Genomic DNA, 25,909 nt, shown 5'->3' on the forward strand with positions numbered 1-25,909 from the left:
TTATTCAAAGCTTAGCGGGCGATCCCAGCGAGGTGACAGCGCTTGGTAAGAGACACTGGATCACCTCCTTTCGTTGGTTGCGGAAGATTTCAATATAGGCGGCAATTCCGGTGTTGTTAAGGGGAGGCGGTGTCCGGAGGAACCAGCGGCGGTTCGCAAGCCGGGAAGGCGCTGGAAAGACTCTCTTGGGCAGTTGATCTTGTCTTGGGCAGTTGATCCTGGGCAGTTGAGACCGCCGCCCGGCCGTGTTAGGGAGCCCCTGTCGCGGGTGTAGCTCAATGGTAGAGCAGCAGCCTTCCAAGCTGAATACGAGGGTTCGATTCCCTTCACCCGCTCCAAGGCTTTCGATGCTAGCCCGAAGACATGGGTCACGGAACGTACCTGAGACGTGGGTGACAGTCTCGTGCCGAACGGGTTGTCGAGAGGTTGCAGGGTTTTCTGCTCGAGGTCGAAGTATCTCAGATCGTAATGCATGAAGCTGACGGGCCAAATGCCCTCGCTCAGCGCGAGGTCCTTGCAGCTGCGCTCGGAGGGGTGGCTCGTGTGTCGAATACCGGGAGCGGTAAGTTGAAGGCAAAGGCGAGCGCTCCCCGGAAAGGGCAGCGAGCTGCCTAAGCCCAGCGCCTCTTGGCCCGTAGCGTCCGGCGCCGAGCGAAGGAAACCACGCGCTCAATTGGTTCGGTCGCCGGACCTTGCCTTCTTGGGTGAAGCAACACCTCGCTCCCGGCGGGACTTCGCAGGAGCTTCAGGTTCGATCCCATTCTGCTGGTCGAACTTCCTGATCCACGATTGAATGTAGCCCGGATCGTCCGGACAAAGCTGCTCAAGTAAACGAAGGTTCTGCGCTCTGAATTCCACTAGGGTTTTCGGCAATTGTGCCTCCTCAAAACCCTGCCCATATCTAGGCTGCTGCATCGGGAAAAAGTGGTCAAGCCAAAAGGGCGCTTGAAAAGATCGGTGCGTTGATGCAGCGCCGACAGCAAAAACCCCGCCTGGGGGAAGCGGGGCTTTCTGGTGAAGCTTAGGGACGCTTCGACTGTATGACGCGCGATCGCGAAGAAGGTTCAAAGCTAAAAAGCGAACCACGCCAATACTGCAATGATCGGGATGATTGCCACGCCCACAAGCACCAAGGGTGCAGGTTCATTGCCCGTCCTGTCGCTCAATGCTGATCTCCTCAAAAAGTGCCGGGTTAGCGGCGGTGCCAAGGGGCTCTTAGGGGCTCAAACGTCACGTTTTCGGACTTGGCTGCGGCGCAGGTGTGGCTTGCGGGGAAGGTGTCGGATTGCTCAGTTGCTGAGGCGCTGCGGCCTCTCCCCCTGCGTGAGGAACGCACGTACCGATGTTGCTGAGCAGCCGTTTGGCCTGGAGGTCGCGCACCTTTGAGTATTCGCGTCGTCGCTCGATATTGGCCGCGGCCCATCGGTCCCAGGCCTCGAAAGCGTCCGTATAGTGCTTTCGCATCTGCTCCTCGGCGGCAAGGCAATCGGCAAACTTGTCGAAAACCAGGTCGGTGTTGACCGGGGTCATGCCTCCTACCAGGACAACGAGCATCCATTTCATCTTGCCGATCGCCTTTCGCGCCGGGCGAATTCGCTGCTAACGCGCGGAATTCCGTTCACTGTGGTTAGATGGCCCGACGGCTGCGACCGGCTACAAAACCGTACACGAAAAGCACGATGATGGCGCCTACCACTGCCCCCACCAGTCCTGCGCCTTCTCCTGGCCGGTACCAGCCGAGCGATTGGCCAAGATAGGTCGCAACGAACGCGCCCACTATTCCCAGGATCGTGGTCAGGATGAAACCCGAGGGCTCGTTGTCACCGGGCATGATGAACTTCGCGATGACGCCTGCGATGAAACCGATGATGATCGTCCAGATGATGCTCATAGCTTTTCTCGAGTCTTGAGGAGTGTTATCCCGCGGATTGCGCCGGAAGACGTCCGTCCGGCGTGTATTTGTCCACCGCTGCCGGAAGCTCGCGCGACAATCGGTCGAGGATCTCCTGCTGAGACAGGCCGGTCTGCTGCTCCAGTTTTTGAAGAACGTCCGGACCGATCGCCTGTTGGAGTTCGGGCGGGGTGACTTCGCGGTTTGGCCCCTGATTGATCCAGGATTGAGCCGCATCGCCTTGCCCGTTCTGCCTGAAGTGTTCGAGCAACTCGCCGATCCCGCCGTTCAGCAGCGAACCGACACCGCCGCCTCCCACAAGGCCGCCAAGATTGCCGAGCATGCCGCTCAGGGAATCCTTGGTACCCGACGGCTGACCGGAGGTAGCATTGCGAAACATGTCGGCGAGCTTGTCCCGATTTTGATAGCCGGCGATTGCGAGCATACCCAAGAGGGCGGTCATCGATGGCATTCCGCGGCTCATTTCGGGCTCCTGAGTTCGATGATGGGCAATCCTGTGCAAGAAATGGCGCCCCCGCCTTGTGCTGGCCGCCGCATCACTCACGCCCACAACATACGCGGGGGCTGAAAAGTTCCACGTTTACCCAGAACCACGTTTCCTCAGAACGATGGGCTGTCAGTCATTGCCAGTCCCGAACAAATTGATGCGTCTCGCTTGACCGACTTGGCGTTTCGGGTCGGCAGAGCGACTCTATTGCTGTTCGCTATCCTTCTCCTCGCGCTGCTTCCGGGCACGATCGACTGCGCCGCCCTCGGGCTGCCCGCTGACCTTCACGCCGGGGAGATGATCGACCTTATTGGCGGCATCTTCGGCACGCTGCAATTCGCGATCGATGATGTCGCGTGATCCTTCTGCCGGTTCCTTGTCGAATGGGCTCTTGATGTTGGTGCTCATGACTGATCCTGCTTGTCGCCGCACGTTGATTTGTTGAGGCAAGCGCGGCTCGCGCCCATCGTTCCTGTCGAGGCGGCAGCTCTTGTGCAGCCTCTTTATTCCCTGTGGTCGTCGATTTCGGGGGCGACCTGTCCGTAGTTCAGCAGGGCCACCAGTGTCGTTCCGCCCAGAATATTGCCGAGGAGTGTCGGTACGAAGAAGTCCGAGGCATATTGTGAGAGCGATGCCCGGCCGCTCTGGACCAGGAAGGCGCACTCGACCGAGCCCGCGATGATGTGCGCGAACTGGCCGAGCGCGACCACATAGGTCATCACGACGACGAGGTGCGGGCGCGATCCCTTCACGGCAGGCAGTAGCCACGCCATCAAGGCGATCAGCCAGCCGGCAAAGATCGCCCGGACAAGGGTCGTCGTGAACGTGCCCTCGATGGTGTGGCGGCTGAGATCCACGAAGGCGTCCACGATGCGTGGTTCGAAGATGCTGGTGTGCGCGAGCACGGATCCGACCGCCCAGGTTCCCGCGATGTTGGAGGCGAGCACCAGGCCCCACAGTTTGATCACGCTCCACAGCGTGGCGAGATCCCTGTTGTGCAACAGCGGCAGGATCGGTGTCAGCGTGTTCTCGGTGAAGAGCTGCTGCCGTCCCAGCACCACGACCAGGAAACCGACCGTGTAGCCGAGCGGAGCCACCAGGCGCCGGGTGGCCTCGTCGGAGATCAGCGCGTGAAACTCGCCCTGGACGATCAGGGACAATCCCATCGAAAGACCGGCGGCGAGGCCGGACAGCACGATGGCCCACCATCGCCGCTCCAGTTCCTGCTCACCCTCGGCGCGGATCGTCTCGTGGATGAGTGCGGCGTTCGGCCGGCTTTGGGATTCGATCTGCTCGGTCTGGCGCCGCGAAACGCCGTCGAGCTTCGAGGCTGGATTAAAGGAGGCGCCGTCGCCAGGCTGGTCCACTCCGCAGTCTCCTGAAGGGCAGGTTCATCTCAATGCCCGGGTCAAGGCCCGCACCGGCAAGGGGTTCCTCGTGAGTGCTTCGCCGCCGCAGCGCTGTTGAGGAGCGGCGGCGCTGAGGCCGACGATCAGGAACCTTCGCTGGAAGCGGGTGTTTTCCAACGGGGAGGGGTGGCGATCTGACAAGAGGTCAACCGTGCAAGACAATTTGCGTGTGCGCTCGACCGCGCAAATCGCGGGCCATCCGATTCATCCGATGCTGGTGCCGATCCCGATCGTTTGCTTCATCGGGGCGCTGCTGACCGACATCGCCTATGTCGTCAGTGCCGAGATCATGTGGGCGGATTTTTCCGCCTGGCTTCTGGTGGTCGGCGTCATCTTCGGCGTGCTGGCCGCGATCGCCGGCCTGACCGATTTTCTCGGCAACCGCTTGGTGCGGGCGCAGCCGCCGGCGTGGCCGCATCTGATCGGCAATGCGCTGGCGCTGGTCCTCGCCACCGTCAATGCGTTGATCCATACGCGCGATGCCTGGACCTCGGTGTGGCCGACTGGGCTCCTTCTTTCAGCCATCACCGTATTGATCCTGCCGGTCACCGGCTGGCTCGGCTGGGCCATGGTGTACCGCCACGGCGTAGGAGTTGCGCGATGAACTCCGCAATCGCTCGGGCGCTGTTGTGCGCCTCGCTGCTGTCTCTCGCCGGCTGCAATGACGGCAGCGGCGATCCGAAGGCGCAAACCGGCGCCAATCCGACGCTGCCCGACATCCAGCAATATCTGCTGCCGCCGATGCACATCGCCCGCATCGTCGGCTGGAAGAAGGACGAGACCCCGGCCGTTGCGCAGGGCTTGCAGGCCAAGGCCTTCGCGACCGGCTTGCAGCACCCCAGATTTCTCTACGTGCTTCCCAACGGCGACGTGCTGGTGGTGGAATCCAAGGCGCCGAAGGGCGCTCCGATCAAGCGGCCCAAGGAAATCGTGATGGGATACATCGAGTCCTGGGCGACATCAGGCGGCGACACCGGCGAGAGCAACCGCATCACGCTGCTGCGCGACAGCGACGGCGACGGCGTCCCGGACACGCAAAGCGTCTTTCTCGACCATCTCAACTCGCCGTTCGGCGTCGCGCTGGTCGGCAACGATCTCTATGTCGCCAACACCGATGCGATCGTCAAATATCCCTATACCGAAGGCGATACCAAGATCACCGCGCGGGGCACGGTGCTGACGCCGCTGCCGGGCGGACCGATCGACCATCACTGGACCAAGAGCCTGGTCGCGAGCCCCGACGGCTCGAAGCTCTATGCAGGCGTCGGCTCCAACAGCAACATCACCGAGAACGGCATGGAGGCCGAGCACAATCGCGCCGCCATCCTCGAGATCGACCGTGCCAGCGGCCGCTGGCGCATCTTCGCAAGCGGCTTGCGCAATCCCAACGGCCTCAGCTTCGAGCCGCAGACGGGGGCGCTGTGGACAGTGGTGAACGAGCGCGACGAGCTCGGCCCCGATCTCGTGCCGGACTACCTGACATCGGTGAAGGACGGCGGCTTCTATGGCTGGCCCTACAGCTATTACGGCCAGCACGTCGATCCTCGCGTCAAGCCGGAGCGTCCTGATCTCGTCGCCAAGGCGATCGTGCCTGACTACGCGCTGAGCTCGCATGTCGCGCCGCTCGGAATGGCCTTCAACACCAGCGCGAGTCTGCCGGCCGCTTATCGCGGCGGTGCCTTCGTCGGCGAGCACGGCAGTTGGAACAGGCAGGTCTTGAACGGCTACAAGGTGGTGTTCGTGCCGTTCACGGACGGTAAGCCGAGCGGCCCGCCGCAGGACGTCGTCACCGGCTTCCTCAACAGCGACAACCAGGCGCGCGGGCGGCCCGTCGGCGTTGCCATCGACAAGACCGGCGCGCTGCTGGTCGCCGATGACAGCGGCAACACGGTGTGGCGCGTGACGGCGGCGCACCCGCAGCTCACGCAGCGATAGATCTCGAGGAGTTACACCATGGGCCTTGCTCAATACACGATCGTGCCGGTGCAGGACGAATGGGGCGTGCTGCACGACGGCGACGTCAAGAACCGATACTCCACCAAGGAAGCGGCCTTCGAGTCGGCTGTTGCCGCAGCCTCGCTGGCGCTTCGCGAGGGACACGAAGTCCATGTCAGCGTACCCGGCCGCGAAGCCGGCGAGAACGCGCTGGGAATTTGACGGACACTCCGAGCGACACACTTCAGGAGGCTGCGATGACCAAGCCCCGCGAGCCGAACGGCGTTGAACCCTCCCGCTCCGAAGACGACATTCAGCGCGACCAGCTCGGGCCGCGCGGCGTGCCGAATGCGCCGGATCCGGCCAAGATGACACCCCAACGCGACAAGAAAACGCCGAAGCAGGTCGATCCCGGCCATACAGCCTGACGGCTGCCCCGCGGCTTTTCTGTTCGGCCGGTAAGTCGCCGCCCCCGACGGTGGTCGACTACGCCGCCGCAACGATATCCGTTTTGGCAAAGTCGTCGCCGACGTAAAGAAGGGCGCAGCCATGCTCCTTGGCGACATCGTAGGCGAAGCAGTCACCAAAGTTGAGACCGGCAGGACGAATGCCTTTGCCCCAACGCGAGTAGATCTGCGCCACGCGTTCGGCCGAAGCTTGGGTCACCGAGATCACGTTCAAACCGAGATCGCTAATCAGCTTGTTCATCTCTTCGTCGACGCCCCGCCGTGCCGCGACGATCAGGCTTTCTGCAACGGAGGCGGCCGAGATCAGGATTTCGTCGGCGGTCTCCAGCGCGGTGATGCAAGCATCGGCTTGCGGTTCGTCGAGCACGATCGCCATCAGCGCGGAAGTGTCGACTGCGATCATTCCGGCAGTCCGTCATCGCCGAAAAGAAAGTCCTGACTGCGCGCGGCGCTCGGTCCGGGAATAGCTTTGGCCCCGCCGGTCCTTCGTGCCGCCTCGAGCAGGGTCCGGCGGGCGGCGCGGTCCGGCGGAACCTTGACCGGAACGAGCCGCACCGCGGGATGTCCATGCCGCGTCAGGATCACCTCGTCGCCGGCCTCTGCGCGGCGGACAAGATCGGTCAATTGTCCTTTTGCGTCGGTAACGGAGACCCGCATCTCATTGTCCTTCCTCAAGTTTCATAAATTGGACCATGCAATGGTCCAATGTCAACTACCTCCCACCCGCCATCGTCGGACGCGATCTCGCGGCCGATCTCGGCATGAGCCTACCGGCGGTGTCGCCGGGACGCGGGTTCTCCCGCACAAAATAACATCACGTTAGGTTTGTCGCATAACAGGGTAATTGTGTTAGCCCGGCGAAAGCCTATCGTCGCCACCAAGCAGACACCCATCGGCAATGACAAGCGCTCGCGAAACTCCGCAGAGCGGCCGGAGAGTGCTGCCCAATTTTGAGCGAAGCCCGTCAACGGGACGTCAGTCAAAAACCCAAGGGAGGAATCTTGAGATGACCGCGACCAATCAGATGAGTCAGTCCAGGAAAGCCGCTGCCAGCGGCTGGATCGGGTCGGCTCTCGAATATTATGACTTCTTCATCTACGCGACCGCCGCGTCACTGATCTTCCCGCAAATCTTCTTCCCGTCGGAGAACCCCACCGTCGCGATCGTTGCGTCGCTGGCGACCTATGGCGTCGGGTATGTGGCCCGGCCGATCGGTGCCTTCGTGCTCGGGCACTGGGGCGACACCCATGGCCGCAAGACGGTTCTCATCATCTGCATGTTCCTGATGGGTATCTCGACGATGGCCGTGGGTATCCTGCCGACCTACCAGCAGGTTGGCATCTTGGCGCCAATTCTGCTCGTCATTCTGCGCCTCGTGCAGGGATTTGCCGTTGCCGGCGAAATCTCAGGCGCAAGCTCGATGATCCTGGAGCACGCGCCGTTCGGTCGGCGGGGCTTCTATGCCAGCTTCGCCCTTCAGGGGGTGCAGGCCGGACAGATCCTCGCCGCAGCAATCTTCCTGCCCTTGGCGGCCTATATGCCGACCGAGGCCTTCAACAGCTGGGGCTGGCGGATTCCCTTCCTGCTCAGCTTCTTCGTCATCGTCGCGGGCTACATCATCCGTCGCGAAGTCGACGAGACCCCTGCCTTTGCCCGCGAGGGCGAACGGGGAGAAACGCCGCGCGCGCCCATCGTTCAGGCCATCAAGCTGAGCTGGCGCGACATGCTCAGGGTCATCTGCATGGCGCTGATGAATGTCATTCCTGTCGTTGCGACCATCTTCGGCGCGGCCTATGCGGTGCAGCCGGCCTACGGGATCGGTTTTGCCAAGGACGTCTATCTCTGGATCCCCGTGCTCGGAAACATGCTGGCGGTGTTCGTCATTCCCTTCGTCGGCAATCTCTCCGACAAGGTCGGTCGCAAGCCTCCGATCATCGTAGGCGCGCTTCTCTCCGGCTTGCTCGCCTTTTGCTATCTCTATGCCATCAGCATCAGGAATGTGCCGCTGGCAATATTGGTGTCGCTGCTGATGTGGGGCGTCGTCTATCAGGGCTACAACGCGATCTTCCCGAGCTTTTACCCGGAGCTGTTTCCGACCCGCACCCGCGTCTCGGCGATGGCGATATCGCAGAACATTGGAACCACCATCACCGCATTGCTTCCCGCCCTGTTTGCGACCGTCGCGCCGCCCGGCTCGAACAACATTCCCTTGACGGTGGGGGCGATTGCCTTCGCGATCACGATCATCGCCGCGCTGGCGGCCCTGACCGCGCGGGAAACCTATCGGATCAGGATCGACGATCTCGGCAACCCCAATGCCGTTCCGATGCCGCGGGCAGATTATGACCGCCAGCGCGCCGGCGATGCGGTGAGCGGGGCTGCCACGGTTCGGACCTGACGGGTATAATAGAGGCAACTGCCGCCGCGATCGACGATGTTCGCGGCGGCAGGGCCTCACTGCAGAGTCAGGTTGCCGATTCAAACTTGGTGCGCGTGAGCGCAATCAATATGAGGTTGCAAGATGAACCCCGTCGTCGTCGCTGTCGCCATCACCGGCTCCGTTCCGCGCAAGAAGGACAATCCCGCGGTCCCGATCCTGCCGTCCGAGCAGATCGAGTCGACGCACCAGGCCTTCGAAGCCGGTGCCACGCTCGCCCACATCCATGTTCGCAACGACGACGAGACGCCGTCCTCCGATCCCGAGCGTTTCGCCGTGGTGCAGGCGGGGATCAGGAAGCACTGTCCTGACATGATCGTTCAGTTCTCGACCGGCGGGCGGGGCCGCGATCCCTCGGCGCGCGGATCGTCGCTCTATCTGAAGCCGGACATGGCCTCGCTGTCCACGGGATCGGTGAACTTTCCGACCATCGTCTACGAGAACAGCGCCGCCCTGGTCGAGACTCTCGCCACCGGGATGAAGGCGAATGGCATCCGGCCGGAAATCGAGATCTTCGATTTGTCGCATCTGCACGGGGCCCGCCGCTTGATCGAGGCTGGGCTGATCGACGCGCGTCCGCACGTGCAGTTCGTCATGGGCGTCAAGAACGCCATGCCCGCGGACGAGCATGTCCTCGACATTCTGCTGGGCGAACTCAGGCGGCTGATCCCGAAGGCGACGTGGACGGCCGCCGGGATCGGACGCCACCAGGCCGAGGTCATGGGCTGGGCGCTCGCGCGGGGCGCCGATGCGGTCCGCACCGGACTCGAGGACAATATCAGGATCGACAAGGCGCGCCTCGCGGCCAGCAACGCCGAACTGGTGACCATCGCTGGTGAGGCTGTCGCGCACCACGGCCGGCGCGTGGCGACTGCGGCCGAGGCGCGATCCCTGCTCGGGATCGCGGGGCAGGGAGCTCCTGCCGCCTCCTGACATGCTCCCGGCCGCCTGCTGCCATTCGACAGCCGGCGTTTCCGTGCGCCGAGTCTCCGGGTAAGACTGCCATCACAGGCGTGATCTGCGCCTGGCGGGCAGGCGACGGTTGGAATGCGGTTTCTGAAATCTGACAGCAGGCTCATCGGGGTCCTGCTGGTGCTCGCGGTCTCCCAGCTTGTCGGGTGGGGTACGATAGGTCTTCCCGCCATCGTCGGACGCGATCTCGCGGCCGATCTCGGCATGAGCTTGCCGGCGGTGTTCGCCGGGACGTCCGTGCTCTATGTGTCGATGGGGCTGTGCGCGCCCTGGCTCGCCAAGTCGTTTGCGCGGCACGGCGCACGAAAGGTGATGATCTCAGGCACGGTCCTCACCGTGCCAGGCTTCATCCTGCTGTCCCTCGCGCGCGAGCCGATGCTGTATTTCGCCGCCTGGATCGTCCTCGGCATCGCCGGCAGCGCCACGCTTTCGACCGGCGCCTATATCATGCTGAACGAGGTCGCCGGGCGGCAGGCCAAGAATGCGATCGGCGCGCTGATGCTGGTGACGGGCCTGTCGAGCAGCATCTTCTGGCCGACGACGTCGTTCCTCAGCGGTCTGCTCGGCTGGCGCGGGACGTGCCTCGTCTATGCGGCGATGATGATCGTCATCAACCTTCCGCTCTACGCGTTTCTCGCACCGCGCCGGAAAATCGCCGCGGGTCATGGCGGTGAGCCGGTGAAGTCGTCGCCGCCGCCGGCGATTCCCAGGAGCACCTTCAGCCTCGTCGTCGCCGCGATCACGCTCAATGCCTTCGTCAATTTCGGCATCGGCGCCATCATGATCGAATTGTTGAGAGCGGAGGGGCTTCCCCCGGCGCAGGCACTTGCGTTCGGCTCGATGCTGGGCGTGATCCAGGTCAGCGCGCGCGGGCTCGATTTTCTCGGCGGAGGGCGGTGGGATGGAATCACGACCGGGCTCGTCGCCGGCACGGCGCTGCCGATCGCCATGCTGCTGCTGATGACGAGCGAGGGCGCGACCTGGGCGGTTGCGGCCTTCATCCTGCTCTACGGCGCCGGCAGCGGCGCGATGGCGGTGGCGCGGGCGACGATCCCGCTCGTGTTCTACGATCAGACCGAATTCGCCAAGGCGATGTCGATGATCGCGCTGCCGCTCAATCTCGCCTCCGCGGTTTCGCCCCCGCTCCTTGTCGGCCTGCTCACCCAGTTCGGCAGCCGCGGCGCGCTCGGTCTCACCTTCGTCTGCTCCTGCGCCACGGTGCTGATCCTGGTCCTGCTCAGCCGGCGGCGGCCGCAGGTGGCCGCAGCGGCCGTGACCTGAGAATATTCGCGCTGCGGAAATTCACCGCGCGGATGACCTGCGCCGGGCGGGCAGGCGGATAGCCGTATGCCCACAGTGCAGTGCTCGGACCGCCAAAATGGTGTATCCGCAGGGAGCGCGGCCCGCGATCTCGCCGCCGCGCCAAGATCAGCTCTAAGATCCAGTTCCCGGAGGAATTCGACATGTCGGCCCTGCCGCTCTCAGGCATCAAGATCCTTGACCTCACCCGCGTGCTTGCCGGGCCTCTGTCGGCCCAGATGCTGGGCGATTTGGGCGCGGAGGTGATCAAGATCGAGCGGCCGGGCACCGGTGACGACGCGCGCGCCTTCGGCCCGCCCTATTTGACCGACCCCGAGGGCAAGGCCAACAACAACAATTCGTTTTACCTCTGCGCCAACCGCAACAAGAAGTCGGTCACGGTCAACATCGCCAAGCCCGAAGGGCAGGCGATCATCCGCGAGCTCGCCAAGGACGTCGACGTCTTCATGGAGAACTACAAGGTCGGCGATCTCAAGCGCTACGGCCTCGACTACGAGACCATCAAGGCGATCAATCCCGGCATTATCTATTGCTCGGTGACCGGCTTCGGTCAGACGGGGCCTTACGCGCCGCGCGCCGGCTATGACGCTATCCTGCAGGCGATGGGCGGCCTGATGAGCGTCACCGGCCATATCGACGGCGAGCCCGGTGAGGGCCCGATGAAGGTCGGCCCGTCGATCGTCGACTACATGACCGGCATGAACACCTCGATCGGGATTCTCTCGGCGCTCTACCATCGCGACGCCAACGATGGCGTGGGACAGCATATCGACGTCTGCCTGTTCGACACCGTCATCGCGTCGTTGTCGCACTGGCTGCAGATCTATCTCGTCAACGGCAAGACGCCGCCGCGCCGCGGCACCTGGGGCAATGGCGGCATGCCGGCCGGCGTGTTCCGCTGCACCGACGGCGAGCTGATGCTGGTGGTCGGCAATGACGGCCAGTTCCAGCGCACCTGCGCCGTGCTCGGCGCGCCCGAGCTCGCGAACGACAAGCGCTTCGTCAAGAACAACGACCGCGTCGTACATGGCAAGGAGATCATGGCGATCTTCGCCGGCCTGTTCCTGAAGCAGCCGGTGGCCTATTGGCTGGACAGACTGGAGGAGGCCGGCGTGCCCTCCGGCCCGATCAACAATTTCGAGCAGGTGTTTTCCGATCCCCACGTCCAGTCGCGCGGCATGCGGGTGAAGGTCGACCATCCCTTCCAGCCCGATCTCTCGCTGATCCGCAACGCGCTGACGCTCTCGGAAACGCCGATCAAGGATTACCGCGCCCCGCCGTTGCTCGGTGAGCACACCCGGGAGGTGCTCGCCGGCAAGCTCGGCTATGATGCCGGCAAGATCGAGGCACTGAAGCAGCAGGGTATCATCTGACTTTCCTCCCCTCGCCCCTTGCGGGAGAGGGTGGCTCGCCGCGTCGCGGCGAGACGGGTGAGGGGTTCTCTCCGCGAGTCGAACTCTTACTTGAGCGCGGGGACAGAACCCCTCATCCGGCGCTTCGCGCCACCTTCTCCCGCAAGGGGAGAAGGAAGAGGTCCGGTGCTCGTGGCGCGTTTTACGAAAAGGGACAGCACGCATGACCGCCACCAAAACCATCATCACCTGCGCCATCACCGGCAACCTGACAAAGCCCGAGCAATCGCCGCATCTGCCGATCACACCCGAGCAGATCGCGACATCGGCGCTGGAAGCGGCCGAAGCCGGCGCCGCGATTGCCCATATCCATGTCCGCGATCCCGCAACGGGGCGGCCTTCGATGGAGATCGATCTCTATCGCGATGTGGTGGATCGCATTCGCGCCCGCAACACGTCTCTCGTCATCAACCTCACGACCGGTCCCGGCGGGCGCTTTGTGCCTTCGGTCGAAGACCCTCGCGTCGCCGCTGCAGGTACCACGCTGCTGCAACCCGAAAAGCGCGTCGAGCATATCGAGCTGCTCAAGCCCGACATCTGCACGCTCGATCTCAACACCATGAACTCGGGTGGCGAGGTCGTGATCAACACCCCGCGCAACGTCCGCATCATGGCCGAGCGGATGAAGGCGGCCGGCGTGCTGCCGGAGATCGAGCTGTTCGATTCCGGCGACTGCCATCTGGCCCGCGATCTCCTTGCCGACGGCACGCTGAAGGGACCGGGCCTGTTTTCGCTCGTGCTCGGCGTCAAGTACGGCTTCTCCGCCACGCCCGAGACGATGTTCTATGCCCGCAGCCTGTTGCCGCCGGGCGCGATCTGGTCGGGCTTCGGTATCGGCCGCGCTGAATTCCCGATGGTCGCGCAAGCCTATTTGCTCGGCGGCCACGTCCGCGTCGGGATGGAGGACAATCTCTATATGTCCAAGGGCGTGCTGGCGAAGACCAATGCCGAGCTGGTTGCGCGTGCCGGCGGCATCCTGAAGAGCTTGGGTGCGAGCGTCGCGACCGCCGCCGAGGCGCGCGCGATGCTCGGGCTTGCCTGAGGCTTGCGGACAATCCCCAGATAATCCCGGTCCGTACTCACACAGGCTTCCGCTCCGCGCGCGACTCAGATTCGATCGGTCCACTCAGTCCGGGAGGGAACGCATGTCCTACACGATCGGGTTTCAGGCCAAGAACCAGAAGGCAATTCTGGCGACCGAGGCGGCAACGGCCAATCAGGCCGTCGCGATCGTTGCCGCGTTGCGGCAAAGCGCCGACGAAATAAAGTTCATCCGGTCGCCGCAGGAAGGCGACATGGGCATCGAGATGCTGCTGCTGCTTGCCAAGGAAGAGGCCGAGGAGATGCCGCAGCACGCCTAGGCGGCTCCGCGACACACTTCGATCGGAAGCGAAGCATGGCGGCTGCAAGATGATGTAGCAAGCCGTCATCTCGCTTGAACCGAAGGTGGCCGCCCATGCAACGTGAAGCGCTCCGCGTCGAACCGATCTCGACATTCCTCGATCGCCGGAACGCCCCGGTCTCGCCGGTCACGCGCGCCGGCAACATGATCTTCGTCGCCGGCCTGCCGCCGTTCGACCCCGAGACGGGCGAGATCGCGGACGTGCCGATCGAACGGCAGAGCGAGCTCGTCATGGAGCAGATGAAGCTGTGCCTTCAGACGGCGGGCGCGAGCCTCGACAACGTCATGAAGTGCAACGTCTACTGCACCTCGACAAAACACTTCGCCGCGTTCAACGCCGTCTATGCGCGCTATTTCCCGCACGATCCGCCGGCGCGGATCTTCGTCTGCACGCCGGAATGGTTCGGCCCCTTCGACGTCGAGATCGACTGCATCGCAATGATGTGAGCGCGCTTACTTACCTCGCCCCGCTTGCGGGGAGAGGTCGGATCGCCTCGGCGATGCGAAGCATCGTCCGGTGCGATCCGGGTGAGGGGGTAGAGGTCCCTCGACGATCTCATACGCGGAGAGAGGCCCTCACCCCAACCCTCTCCCCGTAAGAACGGGGCGAGGGAGCGCACCGTCAGTGCGGCAACGAGTTGTGCTAGCGCGCCGCCACCTTTGACGGCGCCTTCGCCTCTGTCCGTCCCGCCGTCAGCGCCATCGTCGCCACGGTGACGACGCGGGCGACTACGTCTTCGACGTCGTCGAGATCGCATTTGCCTTCCGATAATTTCGTCAGCCGTTCGCTCTCGCGGATGGTGTGGTGCGCCATGGCGAGCGCGAAATTCAGACCCCAATAAATATCGACGTCGCTGCGGTCGGGCAGGGCGCGGCGCATCGCGCCGGCGAATTTCCGCAAATGGTCGATCTCGCGGTTCTTGATGCGGCGGATCGGCGGCACGGATTCGATCGAGGCGCGGATCATGAAGCGCGCCGCGCTCGAGCGCTGGTTCTCCGGGCCAAGGCAGCCGCGCAGCGTTGGGCCGACCAGGGCATGCAGGATCACCTCGATCGGCGCGCGGCCGCCGCCTTGTTCTTCCGCCGCCTTCAGCTCGCGCAGACGCTCGCGGTTGGTGGCGATCGAGCGTGTCACGAACAGCTCCGCGATCAACTCGTCCTTCGAGCCGAAATGATAGTTCACCGCCGCGAGGTTGACATTGGCCTCCGCGACGATGTCGCGCAGCGTCACGTCGCCGAACCCCCGATCGGCATAGAGCCGTTCGGCGGCGGCGAGAATGGCAGTCCGGGTATGATCGCTGGCCATGGGAGCCCCTCGGGGAGGGAGTTGCAATTCAAACAGTTGTATGAAACTATCGTTTGAAGGCCGGGAAAGTCAATCCGCAATCAGGAGTCATTCGCAAACGCGCGAATGGGTTCCGGAGCCGCAAGCCGCGCATTCGCACTTGCGGGTCGCACAATGCGGGTGGACAGTCCGGCGCAAAACAAGTTCGCCAAAACAAATTCGCCAAAACGAGTTGGCAAAGACGAGGAGCGTCCCATGGATTTCGATCTGTCGCCGAAGCAGAAGGAATGGCTCGACCGCGTGCAGTCCTTCATGGCCAAGCACGTGCGCCCGGCGGTGCCGGTCTATGATGAGCAGGATCGCAGCGGCGAACGCTGGAAGGTGATCCCGGTGCTCGAGGATCTCAAAAAGAAGGCGAAGGCCGAAGGTCTCTGGAACATGTTCATGCCGCCCAACGAGCATGAGGATGACGAATTCCGCGGCGCGGGACTGACCAATCTCGAGTACGCGCTGCTTTCCGAGCAGATGGGCCACATCTCCTGGGCTTCGGAAGTCTTCAACTGTTCCGCGCCCGACACCGGCAACATGGAAGTGTTCATGCGCTACGGCTCCAAGGAGCAGAAGCGCAAATGGCTGCGTCCGCTGATGGATGGCGAGATCCGCTCCGCCTTCCTGATGACGGAGCCGGCGGTGGCCTCGTCTGACGCCACCAACATCGAGACCAGCATCGCGCGCGACGGCGATCATTACGTCATCAACGGCCGCAAATGGTGGTCGTCCGGCGTCGGCGATCCCCGCTGCAAGATCGCGATCTTGATGGGCAAGACCGATTTCAAGGCGGCCAAGCACCAGCAGCAGTCGCAGATCCTGGTTCCGCTCGACACCCCCGGCATCAAGGTCGAGAAGATGCTGCCGGTGTTCGGCTTCGACGACGCGCCGCATGGCCACGCCCAGGTGCTGCTCGAGAACGTGCGGGTGCCGAAGGAGAACATCCTGCTCGGCGAAGGCCGCGGCTTCGAGATCGCGCAGGGCCGTCTTGGTCCCGGCCGTATCCATCACTGCATGCGCACCATCGGCAAGGCCGAGGAGGCGCTGGAGAAAATGGTGAAGCGGCTCACCTCGCGCACAGCCTTCGGCAAGCGGATCGTCGAGCATTCGGTGTGGGAGCAGCGCATCGGCGAAGCCCGCACCAATATCGAGATGACGCGGCTGTTGTGCCTCAAGGCCGCCGACATGATGGACAAGGTCGGCAACAAGACCGCACAGGCCGAGATCGCCATGATCAAGGTCGCCGCTCCCAACATGGCGCTGAAGATCATCGACGAGGCGATCCAGGCTTTCGGCGGTGCAGGCGTCTCGGACGAAGCCGGCCTTGCCAAGGACTACGCCCACATCCGCACACTCCGTCTCGCCGACGGCCCGGACGAGGTGCACAATCGCGCCATTGCCAGGCTCGAGGTTCGGAAGTATGCAAACTCTTCCAGTCATTAAGCGGGAGAGCATGCTGGCGCTCCCGATTTGAAGAAACGACAGGGCATGATCCGTGATCGGATGACCGCTTGACGCAAGTGCGCCGGGGGTTACCGATTAGGATCATGTTCGGACTGAAGAGGGAGCGTCATCGTGGCTGACGGCGTCAGGAAAGACGAAGAATTCTCGGGCACCAAACCGGTCGAGGAGCGTCATCGTATCGACGAGATGCGGCTCGAAGCCTGGATGCGCGACAACGTCGAAGGCTATGAGGGCCCGCTGGTCGTGCTCCAGTTTAGGGGTGGCCAGTCCAACCCGACCTACCGGCTCGATACGCCGAACCGCTCCTACGTGATGCGCCGAAAGCCGTTCGGCAAATTGTTGCCGTCGGCGCACGCGGTCGATCGCGAATATCGGGTGATCGCGGCGCTGGGAAAGCAGGGTTTTCCGGTCGCGAAGGCCTATGCGCTGTGCCAGGACGACAGCATCATCGGTTCAGCCTTTTACATCATGTCGATGGAAGACGGCCGGGTGTTCTGGGATCCGACGCTGCCGAGCCAGACGCCGGATGATCGTCGAAAAATCTTCACCAGCAAGATCGAGACGCTGGCCAAGCTCCATATGTTCGATCCCATCGCGATCGGTCTTGGCGACTTCGGCAAGCCCGGCAATTATTTCGCGCGCCAGATCGACCGCTGGACCAAGCAGTACCGCGCGTCCGAGACCCAGACCATTCCGGAGTTCGAGAAGGTCGCGGAATGGTTGCCGAAGACCGTGCCGGAGCAGGCGCGCGTCTCCATCGTCCACGGCGACTATCGCCTCGACAACATGATTTTCCATGCGACGGAACCGCGCGTGCAAGCCGTGCTCGATTGGGAATTGTCGACGCTCGGCGATCCCATGGCCGACTTCACCTATCTGCTGATGCAGTGGGTGATGCCCGGCCTGGACGGTGCCGACCTCAAGGCGCTCAACATTCCGAGCGTGGAAGAGGCCGCGCAGATCTATTGCAACGTCACCAAGATGACGGTGCCTGACCTCAACTGGTATTTTGCCTACAACCTGTTCCGCCTCGCCGGCATCACGCAAGGCATCGCTGGCCGCGTCCGCGATGGCACCGCGGCGAATGCGAAGGCGCTCGAATCCGCCAAGCGCACCGTGCCGTTGTCGAAGGCGTCATGGGAATACGCGCAGAAGGCCGGCGCGGTTTAAGGACTCCGAAGGCGCGCTGACGGCCGCGCCTTTGCTTGCGTTCCTCTCGTGTCCCGGACACGGGACAGAATGACGAGAGAGATACCCGCATGATCGACCACACCACCCTCGTCACCTACATCCTCATCGTCCTCGGCTTCGTCTTCATTCCCGGACCGGCGACACTCCTCACTATGGCGCGCGCCGCGAGCTCGGGCACCAGGGTCGGCATCGCGACGGGCGCGGGAATTGCGGCTGGTGACGTGGTCCACACCACCCTGGCGATCGTCGGTCTCTCTGCGATCATCGCAACGTCGGCGCTGCTGTTCAGCGTCGTCAAATACGCGGGCGCAGGCTTTCTGATCTACCTCGGCATTCGCGCCATGCTCGACAAGACACCGCTCGAGGTGAACGGCGGCGCGCCCGCGATCAGCGCTGCGCGGGCATTCCGGCAGGCCGTGCTGACCGAGGTGCTCAATCCCAAGACCGCGCTGTTCTTCCTCGCGTTCCTGCCGCAGTTCGTGAAGCCGGAGCACGGCTCGATCGCACTTCAGCTCGCGACCCTCGGCATCGTTTTCGTGCTGCTCGGCCTGCTTAGTACCGTCATCTTCGCCATCGGCGCCGGCCGCCTCGGCAATTTGCTACGCCGCCATCCAGCCGTCGTGAAATGGCAGGGCCAGGTGGTCGGAACGATCTACTGCGCCGTCGGCGTGCGGCTGGCCTTGCAGGAGCGATGAGCGGTATCCGCCGCTCTCGTGTCCCGGACGCGGCGCAGCGCGCAGCGTTGCTCTGCAGTGCCGGGATCCAGTCACGTCGCGAAGGTGTTCAGTTCTAGGGAATGTAGTCTTCAAATTCCCACTTCCCGAGGCGGGCCATTTTTTCTGCCGCTTCCTTCCAGGACGTTCCCGAGCATTCAGCGCAATAAGCTTCGACAAAATCTCGCAGTCGAGCATAGTTAAATTGCCTTACGAACACATGATGCCGTCCGATCGTGATGTCCTGGTTCATATTGGAGCTGTACCAGTCGGGGGTGCAGAGCATGAAGTCGAAAGACTCTTGTCCTGGCCCATCAGCGGGGCCGACCATAGCCGTTACCAAAATCCCAAATGGCCCGCTTGGCGCAAACGCCTCGAGCGGATCCGCATCAGTGCTGTCTAGAGACCTCAGTTTTGCCGTAACCATGGGCGCTCCATTGTAGGTGGTTCGTAGCCCGGATGAGCGTAGCGATATCCGGGACACCGGTCCCGCATGTCGCTGCGCTCATGCGGGCTACGGGTGTCTCCAGACGCTCGTCATTGCGAGCGAAGCGAAGCAATCCAGAATCTTCGCACGGTGGCCGTCTGGATTGCTTCGTCGCAAGAGCTCCTCGCAATGACGCGGAAACACCTCACCCCTTCACGCAATGCGCGATCAGCTTCTCCACGAAGCCTGCGCATTTCTGCAGCTCCGCCATTTCCACGAACTCGTCCGGCGTGTGCGCCTGCGCGATCGAGCCGGGGCCGATCACGACGGACGGGATATCGGCCATGCTGGCGAACAGGCTTGCCTCCGTGCCGAACGCGACCTTGGCGTGGTCGTTGCGCCCCGCAAGGCTCTTGACCAGCGTGACGATAGGCGCATCGGCCGCCGTGTCGAGCGCGGGGTAGTCGAGGATCTCCTCGAAATCGATGCCGCACTCCGGATGCTGCTTCTTCATCGCCGGCTCGATCTCGGTCTTGGTCCAGGCGACGATCGCATCCGTCACCTCCCTGGACTCGGTGATGCCGATGCCGCGGCATTCGAAATCGACCGTGCAGGTGTCGGGCACGATGTTCAGCGCGGCGCCGCCATGGACGATGCTGGTGAGCAGCGTCGAGTGCGGGACGTCATAGAGGCTGTCGGCCGCTCGCACGGCTGCGAGCGCCACGGCGCGCCGTCGAATCTCGACGATCAGCTCGGCCGCATATTCGATCGCATTCACGCCGTCAGGCGCGATCGAGGAGTGGCGGGCGAGCCCCTTGAACGTCGCGCGCACGCCATGCTTGCCCTTGTGGCCGATGATGACCTTCATCTCGGTCGGCTCGCCGATGAAGGCGCCGAGCGGTTTGATCCGTTTCTTCGCGACCTCGCGCAGCATCGGCCGCACGCCGACGCAGCCGATCTCTTCGTCATAGGAGATGGCGAGATGGATCGGTGTTGCGAGCTTCGCTTCCAGCATCTCCGGCACCATGGCGAGGCACACCGCGACGAATCCCTTCATGTCGGTGGTGCCGCGGCCATAGAGCCTGCCGTCGCGCTCGACGAGTTTGAACGGATCGTGGCTCCAGTCCTGGCCGACGACGGGCACCACGTCGGTATGTCCCGACAGCACCAGGCCGGGGCGGTCCTCCGGCCCGATCGTAACCCAGAGCGAGGCCTTCTGCCCGGTCTCGTCGACGAAGCGTTCGCCCTTAATGCCGAGCGCGGCGAGATAGCTCTCGATATGCGCGATCAGGGGCAGGTTGGAGCGATTGCTGATCGTGTCGAAGCCGACGAGGTCGGCGAGCAGCTTGCGAATACGGTCGGGTCTTGAGCTTGGCATTGTCACGTTCTTGTCAGGGGGATGGAAGCTGAGATGCTTGCACGAACCATACCAATGTCGTGCTCCTGTGAGCAAATCAACATGTCGGTCCCGTAGCCCGGGTGAGCGAAGCGAGACCCGGGGCAGCGCGTGTAGGAATCCCGGATGTCGCTTCGCTCATCCGGGCTACAAGACCTTGAGTTGCCGTTGGGCAAAACACCCAAATGGTCGGTCAACGAGCCTCGTCAAATATATTTCGCGATCGTCCCGAACGCGGGCCGGACAGCGGTGGACGTGGGCCACATCGGCGCGAACAGCTTTTGCAGGGCGGGCAACCTGAGCGGACGCCTCGCGCCGCGGAAAGACTCTGGATTGCTTCGCTGCGCTCGCAATGACGGTATCGATGCAGCCGGGCTCGCGATCTCGCAGCCTTCGCCGGGACTACGCCCTCAGCTAAACCGGCTTCCCCGTATACGGCATCGACGCCGTGAGGCCACCGTCCACCGGGAAGGCCTGGCCATTGACATACGACGCCTCGTCGCTGGCCAGAAACAGTCCCATCGCGGCGAGCTCGTGCGGCTGGCCGGGGCGCTTGAGCGGATTGAGCTGGCCGATCTTGTCGGCGGTGCCGCGCTCCTTGGCGCGGTCGAAGATCGGCTTGGTCATGCCGGTCTCGATCAGGCCCGGGCACACCGCGTTGATGCGCACGCCGGTGCCGGTGAGCGAATAGGCGGTGGTCTGCACCAGGGAGATGACGCCGGCCTTGCTCGCGGCATAGGGATGTCCGCTGGCGCCGGCCTTGAGGCCCGCGACGGACGCGGTCAGCACGATCGCGCCGGACTGCTGCTTCACCATGTGCGGCATCGCATGCTTCACCGCGAGAAAGGGCCCGATCAGATTGATGCGCAAAACCTCCTGCCATTGCTCGACGGTCTGCTCGCCGAGCGGAACGAGTCCGCCGGAGACACCGGCATTGGCCCAGATCACGTCGAGCCGGCCGTGCGTCTTCACCGCCTTGTCGATCACGGCGATGACGTCCTGTTCGGAGCCGGCGTCCGCCATCATGGCTTCCGCGACACCGCCGGCCTTCTTCACTTCCTCGACTGTCTCCTTCACTGCCTCGGTGCGATCGACCGCGATCAGCTTGGCGCCTTCTTTGGTGAACAGCAGCGCGGCCGCGCGGCCGATGCCGCTGCCGGCACCGGTGATGATGACGGATTTGCCTTGCAGACGGCCCATGCGGTTTCTCCCTTTGGTTCGCACGCGACGCTTGCCGCGCGACGGAATTTCAAACAAGATTTCAAACGGTAAAGTGTCTTGAGACACGTTCGCTACTGACGTACAGCGACATCAGACGGGATGGAAGGGTTTCGATGGCAGGTGCAGACAAGCCCAAAGTGGTCACGACACGCTGGTGGTGGGTCCGTCACGCGCCCGTGCGCAATGACGGCGGCAACATCTACGGTCAGTCCGATCTCGCCTGCGACACCAGCGATACCTACGTCTTCAATGCTGTTGCCAAGGTACTGCCACGCAAGGCGGTCTGGTATTCGAGCAATCTGATGCGCACGCATCAGACCGCCGAAGCGATCTGGGCGGCGGGCTTCCCGAGGCCTGCATCGATGACATGGGAATCCGACCTCGCCGAACAAAATCTCGGTCGCTGGCAGGGCATGAACCGCGCCGAGTTCATCGCCAGCCGTCCCGTCGGCTCGAGCTGGTTTGCCGACATCAACGAACCTGCGCCGGGCGGCGAAAGCTTCATGGACCTCTACAATCGCGCCCGCCGCATCATCGAGCGGATCAACAATGAGGCAGCCGGGCAGGACGTGATCGCAGTCGCACATGGCGGCACCATCAAGGCAGCGCTGGGGCTGGCGCTCGACAATCAGCCGGAGCGGGGGCTCGCGTTCGATATCGACAATTGCTCGGTGACGCGGCTCGACTATTTCGCAAGCCCCGAGCGCAGCGTCTGGCGGCTGCCAATGGTGAACCAGCAGCCGTGGATCGCGGACGACGCGCATGCGGCGATGCATCAACCCGCGGGACCGGAAGTCAAGAAGCTCGCCTGAGCAATTGCCCGGTCGCGCGGATGCGGCGTAAGCTTCAAGAAATCAAAACGTACTCTGGGAGAGAAACATGACCTTGTTCGACATGAAGGGGAAAGTCGCCGTCATCACCGGCTCGACACGCGGCATCGGGCTTGCGATCGCCGAGCGCATGGCCGAGCACGGCGCCAAGGTGGTGATCTCCTCGCGCAAGGCCGACGTTTGCGACCAGGTCGCGAAGAGCATCAACGACAAGTTCGGCAAGGGCACGGCGGTGGCGATCGCCGCCAACATCTCCTCGAAGGAAAACCTGCAAAACCTGATCGACGAGAGCAACCGCGCCTTCGGCAAGATCGACGTGCTGGTCTGCAACGCCGCGTCGAACCCGTATTACGGCCCGCTCGCCGGCATCTCCGACGATCAGTTCAGGAAAATTCTGGACAACAACATCGTCGCCAACAACTGGCTGATCTCGATGGTGGTGCCGCAGATGATCGAGCGCAAGGACGGCTCGATCATCATCGTCTCCTCGATCGGCGGCCTGAAGGGCTCGACCATCCTCGGCGCCTACGCGATCTCGAAAGCCGCAGACATGCAGCTCGCGCGCAATTTGGCCTGCGAATACGGCCCACACAACATCCGCGTGAACTGCATCGCGCCCGGCCTGATCAAGACCGATTTCGCGAAAGCGCTGTGGGACAATCCGGAGAATTTGAAAGCCTCGACCGCGCGTTCGCCGCTGCTGCGCATCGGCATCCCCGACGAGATCGCGGGCGCCGCGGTGTTCCTGGGCTCGAAGGCCGGCGACTTCATGACCGGCCAGACCATGGTGATCGACGGCGGCGCGACGATCAGTTGACGCCCCAGTAGGTGTCATCGTCCGCGAAGGCGGACGATCCAGTACTCCGCGGCCTTCGTTGGAGAGCTCGCTCTCACCACATCCGCCACGGAGTACTGGATGCCCCGGCAAGCCGGGGCATGACAGCAAGTGTGGAGGTGCGACGCTGCGACCAGGCGAAGCCCTTAATCGACCGCCGCGTACACCAGATCCCGCACCAGCGTTCGCGTAAAATCGCGCTGCCCCGGGCCCTGGCTCATGAACACGACGAACAGATCCTCCTTCGGATCGATCCAGAAGAACGTCCCCGCGATGCCGCTCCAGAAAAACTGGCCGACGCTGCCGGGGAAGGGCGCGATGCCGGCCTCGCGGCGCACCGCGAAGCCGAGCCCGAAACCATGGCCGGGCGACAGCAGCGTGCCGTTGGTCACGACGTGAGGTCCGAGATGATCGGAGGCCATCAGCTCCAGCGTCTTGCGGCCGATGATCCTGTTGCCGTCGAGCGTGCCGCCATTGCGCAGCATCAGCGCGAAACGGGCGTAGTCCATGGTGGTGGAGACGAGACCGCCGCCGCCGGACTCCATGATTGGCTGCTCGAGCATGTTGAACAGCGCGACCTTGTCGCCGGTCCAGGGATCGGCCGCGAACGGCTCGGCGAGCCGGCCGACATTGGCATCGGCTGTCGCAAAGCCAGTCTCGGCCATCTGCAAGGGGGTAAGAATGCGCTCAGTGAGGTAAGTGCCGAGCGACTTGCCACTGACGATTTCGATGATGCGCCCGAGGATGTCGGTGGAGCGGCTGTAGTTGAACTCGTCGCCGGGATGGCAGACCAGCGGGAAGCTCGCCACCAGGGCGGCGTGCTCGGCATTGGTGATCTTGCGGCTGCGCACCCGCGAGTCCTGGTAGATCTTGTGCACGGGGCCGTCGCCCTGGTGCTCGTAGGTCAGGCCGGAGGTGTGGCGGAGCAGGTCCTGCACCGTCATCGGGCGTTTTGGCGGAACCAGTTCCAGCTTGCCGCCGCTGACTACGCCGACCTTTTGGTCGGCGAACTCCGGAATGAATTTCGCGACGGGATCGGCAAGAATCAGGTGGCCGTCCTCGACCAGCGTCATGATGCCGACCGACACGATCGGCTTGGTCATCGAGAAGATGCGGAAGATCGAATCATGCGCCATCGGCGCTGCGCCCGTCGGGCTCTGTCTGCCGAGCGCCTCGAACCAGCCGACCTGGCCGTGCCGTGCCACCAGCACGGTGACGCCCGGCACGGTTCCCTTGTCGATCTCGCGCTTGAAGGCCTCAGACATGGCCTGGAGGCGAGGGCGCGACAGCCCGAGCGTCTCGGGGCGGGATTCCGGCAGAGGCGGGGTTTTCGGCGCGGTCGGGGGGCGGTGGGCGGTTGTCGCGGACGATTGGGCAGTCGCAGAGGCTTGGGCAGTCATGGGCACTCCCGGTGGCTTATTATTGTTCGGAGCAGACTGTGGCCCAGAAGGCGCGGCACAAACAAGCGAAGCCAGCGCGCTTCACCCTTGCAATCCGGCCTTGCAATCCGGCCGCCCCCTGTGCTTCAAAGCGGCCTGATCCGGGCGGCAACGCAGGGTCCGTAGGAGTGTAGCTCAATTGGTAGAGCACCGGTCTCCAAAACCGGGGGTCGCAGGTTCGAGCCCTGCCACTCCTGCCAGCGAAATCAATCACTTAACCCAGGACACGGGCGATCAGCCATCGGCCGGATATTGCTGGATGGCGTGAGCCCTAGGCGATGATCTGCCGTTGCCAGATCGCCTCCGCAAGGGCGATGTCGGCCACGGACTCTGCGCCGGACGCCAGCGGCGTCCTCTGTTCCACCATATCGGCGACGAATGCATCGGCTTGACGCCGAAACGCCCAGCTCGTGTCGCGCGGCAATTGCGTGCGTTGTCCTTGCTGATCGAGGATGACCTCCGCCTCTTGCTCGGCAAAAGGCGGGGGCAGTTCGATGGTCAGCTTGCCCCGCTCGAATTCGATGCTCAGCCCCTCGCGCCAGACGCCTTCGGATCCATTCGCGAGTTGCAGCGTGCAGGCGACGCCGTGGAAGTCGAGTGTCACGGTCGCCGCGCCCGAGGTCTCGACGGTGCTTTCCGCAACTGTCGGTGACGATCCGAGCACGTAGCGCGCGAGGTTGATGATATGGCTGAACACGTTCAGAAAATTGTCGTAGCCGGGTCGCATCGCGCCCGGCATCCAGTCGGGGCCGTCCTGCCAGAGCTCGAGCCCGTCCGGCCGCACTTCGCCGGTCATGACGAAATTGTCCTGCGACCGGCCAGTGTTGCCGCCGAAGCACCAGCCGCGCGCGCCGACAATGCGTCCAAGCGATTGATCCGCTCGCAGGCGCGCCAACTCGGCCATCGCGCGCGCCACCCCGGCGTCGTGACGCTTCATATAGCCGATGCTGTAGACGAGGTTGTGCCGTCGCGCCGCCTCGGCCAGTGAGACGGCCTGAGCCGTGGTGTAGGCCATCGGCTTTTCCGACAGCACATGGCGGCCGCTGTTCAACGCATCCAGCACGATCGGGCCGGTGGCGCGACGCTTCGTCACGACGACGACGGCCGACACCTCGCTATCCGCCAGCAGTTCCCGGTGCGTGCCGTAGACCCGCGCGATGTCGAATTTCTGCGCCGCTGCGGCGGCGAGATCAGGCCTGAGATCCGCGATCGCGACAACTTGGCAGGCGGGGTTGGCGGCGAAATTGGCGAGGTGGCACATCTGGCCGACCATGCCCGTTCCGATGATGCCAATGCCTGGCCTCACT

The 25,909-nt window shown here is 63.4% G+C and carries 29 protein-coding genes and 2 tRNA genes; 18 read left to right on the plus strand and 13 right to left on the minus strand.

The window, feature by feature from the left end; translation table 11 throughout:
- Nucleotides 1-264 precede the first annotated feature (264 nt).
- Nucleotides 265-338: transfer RNA gene (locus ACVIN2_RS37020), tRNA-Gly, on the plus strand.
- Nucleotides 339-1,230: 892 nt separating this feature from the next.
- On the opposite strand, the gene ACVIN2_RS37025 is transcribed toward ACVIN2_RS37020, so the two are convergent.
- The 5 genes from ACVIN2_RS37025 to ACVIN2_RS37045 form a co-directional block, all read right to left on the minus strand.
- Entirely contained in the window at nt 1,231-1,563 is a 333-nt protein-coding gene (locus ACVIN2_RS37025) for a hypothetical protein (RefSeq protein WP_456769391.1), read from the minus strand.
- A gap of 64 nt (nt 1,564-1,627) precedes the next feature.
- On the minus strand, nt 1,628-1,891 hold the full coding sequence (locus ACVIN2_RS37030; protein ID WP_018459399.1) for a GlsB/YeaQ/YmgE family stress response membrane protein: 264 nt from the start codon (nt 1,889-1,891) through the stop codon (nt 1,628-1,630).
- Nucleotides 1,892-1,916: 25 nt separating this feature from the next.
- Nucleotides 1,917-2,375 (minus strand): YidB family protein, encoded by a 459-nt coding sequence (locus ACVIN2_RS37035; protein WP_456769870.1) that lies wholly within the window; start codon nt 2,373-2,375, stop codon nt 1,917-1,919.
- Between the two features lie 228 nt (nt 2,376-2,603).
- Nucleotides 2,604-2,807 carry a hypothetical protein gene (locus tag ACVIN2_RS37040; protein WP_456769392.1) on the minus strand — a complete coding sequence of 68 codons (204 nt, stop codon included), beginning with the start codon at nt 2,805-2,807 and terminating at the stop codon, nt 2,604-2,606.
- A gap of 95 nt (nt 2,808-2,902) precedes the next feature.
- A complete protein-coding gene (locus ACVIN2_RS37045) occupies nt 2,903-3,766 on the minus strand; it encodes a formate/nitrite transporter family protein (RefSeq protein WP_456769393.1) in 864 nt (287 codons plus the stop codon).
- Between the two features lie 193 nt (nt 3,767-3,959).
- Between ACVIN2_RS37045 and ACVIN2_RS37050 the strand changes: the two genes are divergently transcribed.
- The 4 genes from ACVIN2_RS37050 to ACVIN2_RS37065 are packed head-to-tail and all read left to right on the plus strand — an operon-like array spanning nt 3,960 to nt 6,171.
- A complete protein-coding gene (locus tag ACVIN2_RS37050; RefSeq protein WP_456769394.1) occupies nt 3,960-4,412 on the plus strand; it encodes a DUF2231 domain-containing protein in 453 nt (150 codons plus the stop codon).
- Nucleotides 4,409-5,743, plus strand: a complete 1,335-nt coding sequence (locus ACVIN2_RS37055; protein WP_456769395.1) for a PQQ-dependent sugar dehydrogenase — start codon at nt 4,409-4,411, stop codon at nt 5,741-5,743. Before ACVIN2_RS37050 ends, ACVIN2_RS37055 begins: the two co-directional genes overlap by 4 nt.
- An 18-nt stretch (nt 5,744-5,761) precedes the next feature.
- A complete protein-coding gene (locus ACVIN2_RS37060; protein ID WP_007611681.1) occupies nt 5,762-5,965 on the plus strand; it encodes a hypothetical protein in 204 nt (67 codons plus the stop codon).
- A 35-nt stretch (nt 5,966-6,000) separates the two neighbouring features.
- Nucleotides 6,001-6,171, plus strand: coding sequence for a hypothetical protein (locus ACVIN2_RS37065; protein WP_456769396.1), 171 nt, complete (start codon nt 6,001-6,003; stop codon nt 6,169-6,171).
- Nucleotides 6,172-6,229: 58 nt separating this feature from the next.
- Here ACVIN2_RS37065 and ACVIN2_RS37070 read toward each other — a convergent pair whose 3' ends face one another.
- Together ACVIN2_RS37070 and ACVIN2_RS37075 are read right to left on the minus strand one after the other, a co-directional pair.
- On the minus strand, nt 6,230-6,613 hold the full coding sequence (locus ACVIN2_RS37070; RefSeq protein WP_456769397.1) for a type II toxin-antitoxin system VapC family toxin: 384 nt from the start codon (nt 6,611-6,613) through the stop codon (nt 6,230-6,232).
- The gene (locus tag ACVIN2_RS37075; RefSeq protein ID WP_456769398.1) at nt 6,610-6,867 is read right to left on the minus strand and encodes a type II toxin-antitoxin system Phd/YefM family antitoxin; all 258 of its coding nucleotides are present in this window, start codon (nt 6,865-6,867) and stop codon (nt 6,610-6,612) included. Before ACVIN2_RS37075 ends, ACVIN2_RS37070 begins: the two co-directional genes overlap by 4 nt.
- 349 nt (nt 6,868-7,216) lie before the next feature.
- On the opposite strand from ACVIN2_RS37075, the gene ACVIN2_RS37080 reads away from it, so the two are divergent.
- From ACVIN2_RS37080 to ACVIN2_RS37110, 7 genes are all read left to right on the plus strand, one after another.
- On the plus strand, nt 7,217-8,608 hold the full coding sequence (locus ACVIN2_RS37080; RefSeq protein ID WP_456769399.1) for an MFS transporter: 1,392 nt from the start codon (nt 7,217-7,219) through the stop codon (nt 8,606-8,608).
- Nucleotides 8,609-8,731: 123 nt separating this feature from the next.
- Complete coding sequence (locus tag ACVIN2_RS37085; RefSeq protein ID WP_456769400.1) at nt 8,732-9,580, plus strand: 3-keto-5-aminohexanoate cleavage protein; 849 nt, start codon at nt 8,732-8,734, stop codon at nt 9,578-9,580.
- A gap of 114 nt (nt 9,581-9,694) precedes the next feature.
- Nucleotides 9,695-10,900 carry an MFS transporter gene (locus ACVIN2_RS37090; protein ID WP_456769401.1) on the plus strand — a complete coding sequence of 402 codons (1,206 nt, stop codon included), beginning with the start codon at nt 9,695-9,697 and terminating at the stop codon, nt 10,898-10,900.
- Between the two features lie 182 nt (nt 10,901-11,082).
- Nucleotides 11,083-12,312 (plus strand): CaiB/BaiF CoA transferase family protein, encoded by a 1,230-nt coding sequence (locus tag ACVIN2_RS37095; RefSeq protein WP_456769402.1) that lies wholly within the window; start codon nt 11,083-11,085, stop codon nt 12,310-12,312.
- Between the two features lie 202 nt (nt 12,313-12,514).
- Nucleotides 12,515-13,393: a 3-keto-5-aminohexanoate cleavage protein gene (locus tag ACVIN2_RS37100; RefSeq protein ID WP_456769403.1), complete on the plus strand. Its 879-nt coding sequence runs from the start codon at nt 12,515-12,517 to the stop codon at nt 13,391-13,393.
- A 103-nt stretch (nt 13,394-13,496) separates the two neighbouring features.
- On the plus strand, nt 13,497-13,712 hold the full coding sequence (locus ACVIN2_RS37105; RefSeq protein WP_007602925.1) for a hypothetical protein: 216 nt from the start codon (nt 13,497-13,499) through the stop codon (nt 13,710-13,712).
- 95 nt (nt 13,713-13,807) lie between these two features.
- Nucleotides 13,808-14,200 carry a RidA family protein gene (locus tag ACVIN2_RS37110; RefSeq protein WP_456769404.1) on the plus strand — a complete coding sequence of 131 codons (393 nt, stop codon included), beginning with the start codon at nt 13,808-13,810 and terminating at the stop codon, nt 14,198-14,200.
- Between the two features lie 196 nt (nt 14,201-14,396).
- On the opposite strand, the gene ACVIN2_RS37115 is transcribed toward ACVIN2_RS37110, so the two are convergent.
- Complete coding sequence (locus tag ACVIN2_RS37115; RefSeq protein ID WP_456769405.1) at nt 14,397-15,059, minus strand: TetR/AcrR family transcriptional regulator; 663 nt, start codon at nt 15,057-15,059, stop codon at nt 14,397-14,399.
- Between the two features lie 234 nt (nt 15,060-15,293).
- On the opposite strand from ACVIN2_RS37115, the gene ACVIN2_RS37120 reads away from it, so the two are divergent.
- From ACVIN2_RS37120 to ACVIN2_RS37130, 3 genes are all read left to right on the plus strand, one after another.
- Nucleotides 15,294-16,529, plus strand: coding sequence for an acyl-CoA dehydrogenase family protein (locus tag ACVIN2_RS37120; RefSeq protein ID WP_275168169.1), 1,236 nt, complete (start codon nt 15,294-15,296; stop codon nt 16,527-16,529).
- Nucleotides 16,530-16,661: 132 nt separating this feature from the next.
- Nucleotides 16,662-17,720, plus strand: coding sequence for a phosphotransferase family protein (locus tag ACVIN2_RS37125; protein ID WP_456769406.1), 1,059 nt, complete (start codon nt 16,662-16,664; stop codon nt 17,718-17,720).
- An 89-nt stretch (nt 17,721-17,809) separates the two neighbouring features.
- A complete protein-coding gene (locus ACVIN2_RS37130; RefSeq protein WP_456769407.1) occupies nt 17,810-18,436 on the plus strand; it encodes a LysE family translocator in 627 nt (208 codons plus the stop codon).
- 94 nt (nt 18,437-18,530) lie between these two features.
- Here the strand turns inward: ACVIN2_RS37130 and ACVIN2_RS37135 are convergent, their stop codons facing one another.
- The 3 genes from ACVIN2_RS37135 to ACVIN2_RS37145 form a co-directional block, all read right to left on the minus strand.
- The gene (locus ACVIN2_RS37135) at nt 18,531-18,881 is read right to left on the minus strand and encodes an immunity 8 family protein (RefSeq protein WP_456769408.1); all 351 of its coding nucleotides are present in this window, start codon (nt 18,879-18,881) and stop codon (nt 18,531-18,533) included.
- A 205-nt stretch (nt 18,882-19,086) separates the two neighbouring features.
- On the minus strand, nt 19,087-20,259 hold the full coding sequence (gene argE / locus ACVIN2_RS37140; protein ID WP_456769409.1) for an acetylornithine deacetylase: 1,173 nt from the start codon (nt 20,257-20,259) through the stop codon (nt 19,087-19,089).
- Nucleotides 20,260-20,691: 432 nt separating this feature from the next.
- On the minus strand, nt 20,692-21,477 hold the full coding sequence (locus tag ACVIN2_RS37145; RefSeq protein ID WP_456769410.1) for an SDR family NAD(P)-dependent oxidoreductase: 786 nt from the start codon (nt 21,475-21,477) through the stop codon (nt 20,692-20,694).
- 134 nt (nt 21,478-21,611) lie between these two features.
- Here ACVIN2_RS37145 and ACVIN2_RS37150 point away from each other — a divergent pair, with 134 nt between their 5' ends.
- Together ACVIN2_RS37150 and ACVIN2_RS37155 are read left to right on the plus strand one after the other, a co-directional pair.
- The gene (locus tag ACVIN2_RS37150; RefSeq protein WP_456769411.1) at nt 21,612-22,310 is read left to right on the plus strand and encodes a histidine phosphatase family protein; all 699 of its coding nucleotides are present in this window, start codon (nt 21,612-21,614) and stop codon (nt 22,308-22,310) included.
- 67 nt (nt 22,311-22,377) lie between these two features.
- A complete protein-coding gene (locus tag ACVIN2_RS37155) occupies nt 22,378-23,145 on the plus strand; it encodes an SDR family NAD(P)-dependent oxidoreductase (RefSeq protein ID WP_085395575.1) in 768 nt (255 codons plus the stop codon).
- A 164-nt stretch (nt 23,146-23,309) separates the two neighbouring features.
- Here ACVIN2_RS37155 and ACVIN2_RS37160 read toward each other — a convergent pair whose 3' ends face one another.
- Nucleotides 23,310-24,563: a serine hydrolase domain-containing protein gene (locus tag ACVIN2_RS37160; protein WP_456769412.1), complete on the minus strand. Its 1,254-nt coding sequence runs from the start codon at nt 24,561-24,563 to the stop codon at nt 23,310-23,312.
- Between the two features lie 163 nt (nt 24,564-24,726).
- Between ACVIN2_RS37160 and ACVIN2_RS37165 the strand changes: the two genes are divergently transcribed.
- Nucleotides 24,727-24,802 (plus strand) — tRNA-Trp (locus tag ACVIN2_RS37165).
- A gap of 71 nt (nt 24,803-24,873) precedes the next feature.
- Here the strand turns inward: ACVIN2_RS37165 and ACVIN2_RS37170 are convergent.
- Nucleotides 24,874-25,908, minus strand: coding sequence for a Gfo/Idh/MocA family protein (locus ACVIN2_RS37170; RefSeq protein WP_456769413.1), 1,035 nt, complete (start codon nt 25,906-25,908; stop codon nt 24,874-24,876).
- Nucleotide 25,909 lies beyond the last annotated feature (1 nt).

The sequence above is a fragment of the Bradyrhizobium sp. USDA 3650 genome (assembly GCF_054057395.1).

Coding starts and splice junctions, on each gene's coding strand:
- ACVIN2_RS37115 (WP_456769405.1), bottom strand. CDS start 15,059: ATGGCCAGCGATCATACCCGGACTGCCATTCTCGCCGCCGCCGAACGG.
- ACVIN2_RS37035 (WP_456769870.1), bottom strand. CDS start 2,375: ATGAGCCGCGGAATGCCATCGATGACCGCCCTCTTGGGTATGCTCGCA.
- ACVIN2_RS37135 (WP_456769408.1), bottom strand. CDS start 18,881: ATGGTTACGGCAAAACTGAGGTCTCTAGACAGCACTGATGCGGATCCG.
- ACVIN2_RS37025 (WP_456769391.1), bottom strand. CDS start 1,563: ATGAAATGGATGCTCGTTGTCCTGGTAGGAGGCATGACCCCGGTCAAC.
- ACVIN2_RS37130 (WP_456769407.1), top strand. CDS start 17,810: ATGATCGACCACACCACCCTCGTCACCTACATCCTCATCGTCCTCGGC.
- ACVIN2_RS37100 (WP_456769403.1), top strand. CDS start 12,515: ATGACCGCCACCAAAACCATCATCACCTGCGCCATCACCGGCAACCTG.
- ACVIN2_RS37145 (WP_456769410.1), bottom strand. CDS start 21,477: ATGGGCCGTCTGCAAGGCAAATCCGTCATCATCACCGGTGCCGGCAGC.
- ACVIN2_RS37065 (WP_456769396.1), top strand. CDS start 6,001: ATGACCAAGCCCCGCGAGCCGAACGGCGTTGAACCCTCCCGCTCCGAA.
- ACVIN2_RS37040 (WP_456769392.1), bottom strand. CDS start 2,807: ATGAGCACCAACATCAAGAGCCCATTCGACAAGGAACCGGCAGAAGGA.
- ACVIN2_RS37085 (WP_456769400.1), top strand. CDS start 8,732: ATGAACCCCGTCGTCGTCGCTGTCGCCATCACCGGCTCCGTTCCGCGC.
- ACVIN2_RS37105 (WP_007602925.1), top strand. CDS start 13,497: ATGTCCTACACGATCGGGTTTCAGGCCAAGAACCAGAAGGCAATTCTG.
- ACVIN2_RS37070 (WP_456769397.1), bottom strand. CDS start 6,613: ATGATCGCAGTCGACACTTCCGCGCTGATGGCGATCGTGCTCGACGAA.
- ACVIN2_RS37150 (WP_456769411.1), top strand. CDS start 21,612: ATGGCAGGTGCAGACAAGCCCAAAGTGGTCACGACACGCTGGTGGTGG.
- ACVIN2_RS37090 (WP_456769401.1), top strand. CDS start 9,695: ATGCGGTTTCTGAAATCTGACAGCAGGCTCATCGGGGTCCTGCTGGTG.
- argE (WP_456769409.1), bottom strand. CDS start 20,259: ATGCCAAGCTCAAGACCCGACCGTATTCGCAAGCTGCTCGCCGACCTC.
- ACVIN2_RS37055 (WP_456769395.1), top strand. CDS start 4,409: ATGAACTCCGCAATCGCTCGGGCGCTGTTGTGCGCCTCGCTGCTGTCT.
- ACVIN2_RS37075 (WP_456769398.1), bottom strand. CDS start 6,867: ATGCGGGTCTCCGTTACCGACGCAAAAGGACAATTGACCGATCTTGTC.
- ACVIN2_RS37110 (WP_456769404.1), top strand. CDS start 13,808: ATGCAACGTGAAGCGCTCCGCGTCGAACCGATCTCGACATTCCTCGAT.
- ACVIN2_RS37160 (WP_456769412.1), bottom strand. CDS start 24,563: ATGACTGCCCAAGCCTCTGCGACTGCCCAATCGTCCGCGACAACCGCC.
- ACVIN2_RS37120 (WP_275168169.1), top strand. CDS start 15,294: ATGGATTTCGATCTGTCGCCGAAGCAGAAGGAATGGCTCGACCGCGTG.
- ACVIN2_RS37030 (WP_018459399.1), bottom strand. CDS start 1,891: ATGAGCATCATCTGGACGATCATCATCGGTTTCATCGCAGGCGTCATC.
- ACVIN2_RS37155 (WP_085395575.1), top strand. CDS start 22,378: ATGACCTTGTTCGACATGAAGGGGAAAGTCGCCGTCATCACCGGCTCG.
- ACVIN2_RS37060 (WP_007611681.1), top strand. CDS start 5,762: ATGGGCCTTGCTCAATACACGATCGTGCCGGTGCAGGACGAATGGGGC.
- ACVIN2_RS37095 (WP_456769402.1), top strand. CDS start 11,083: ATGTCGGCCCTGCCGCTCTCAGGCATCAAGATCCTTGACCTCACCCGC.
- ACVIN2_RS37080 (WP_456769399.1), top strand. CDS start 7,217: ATGACCGCGACCAATCAGATGAGTCAGTCCAGGAAAGCCGCTGCCAGC.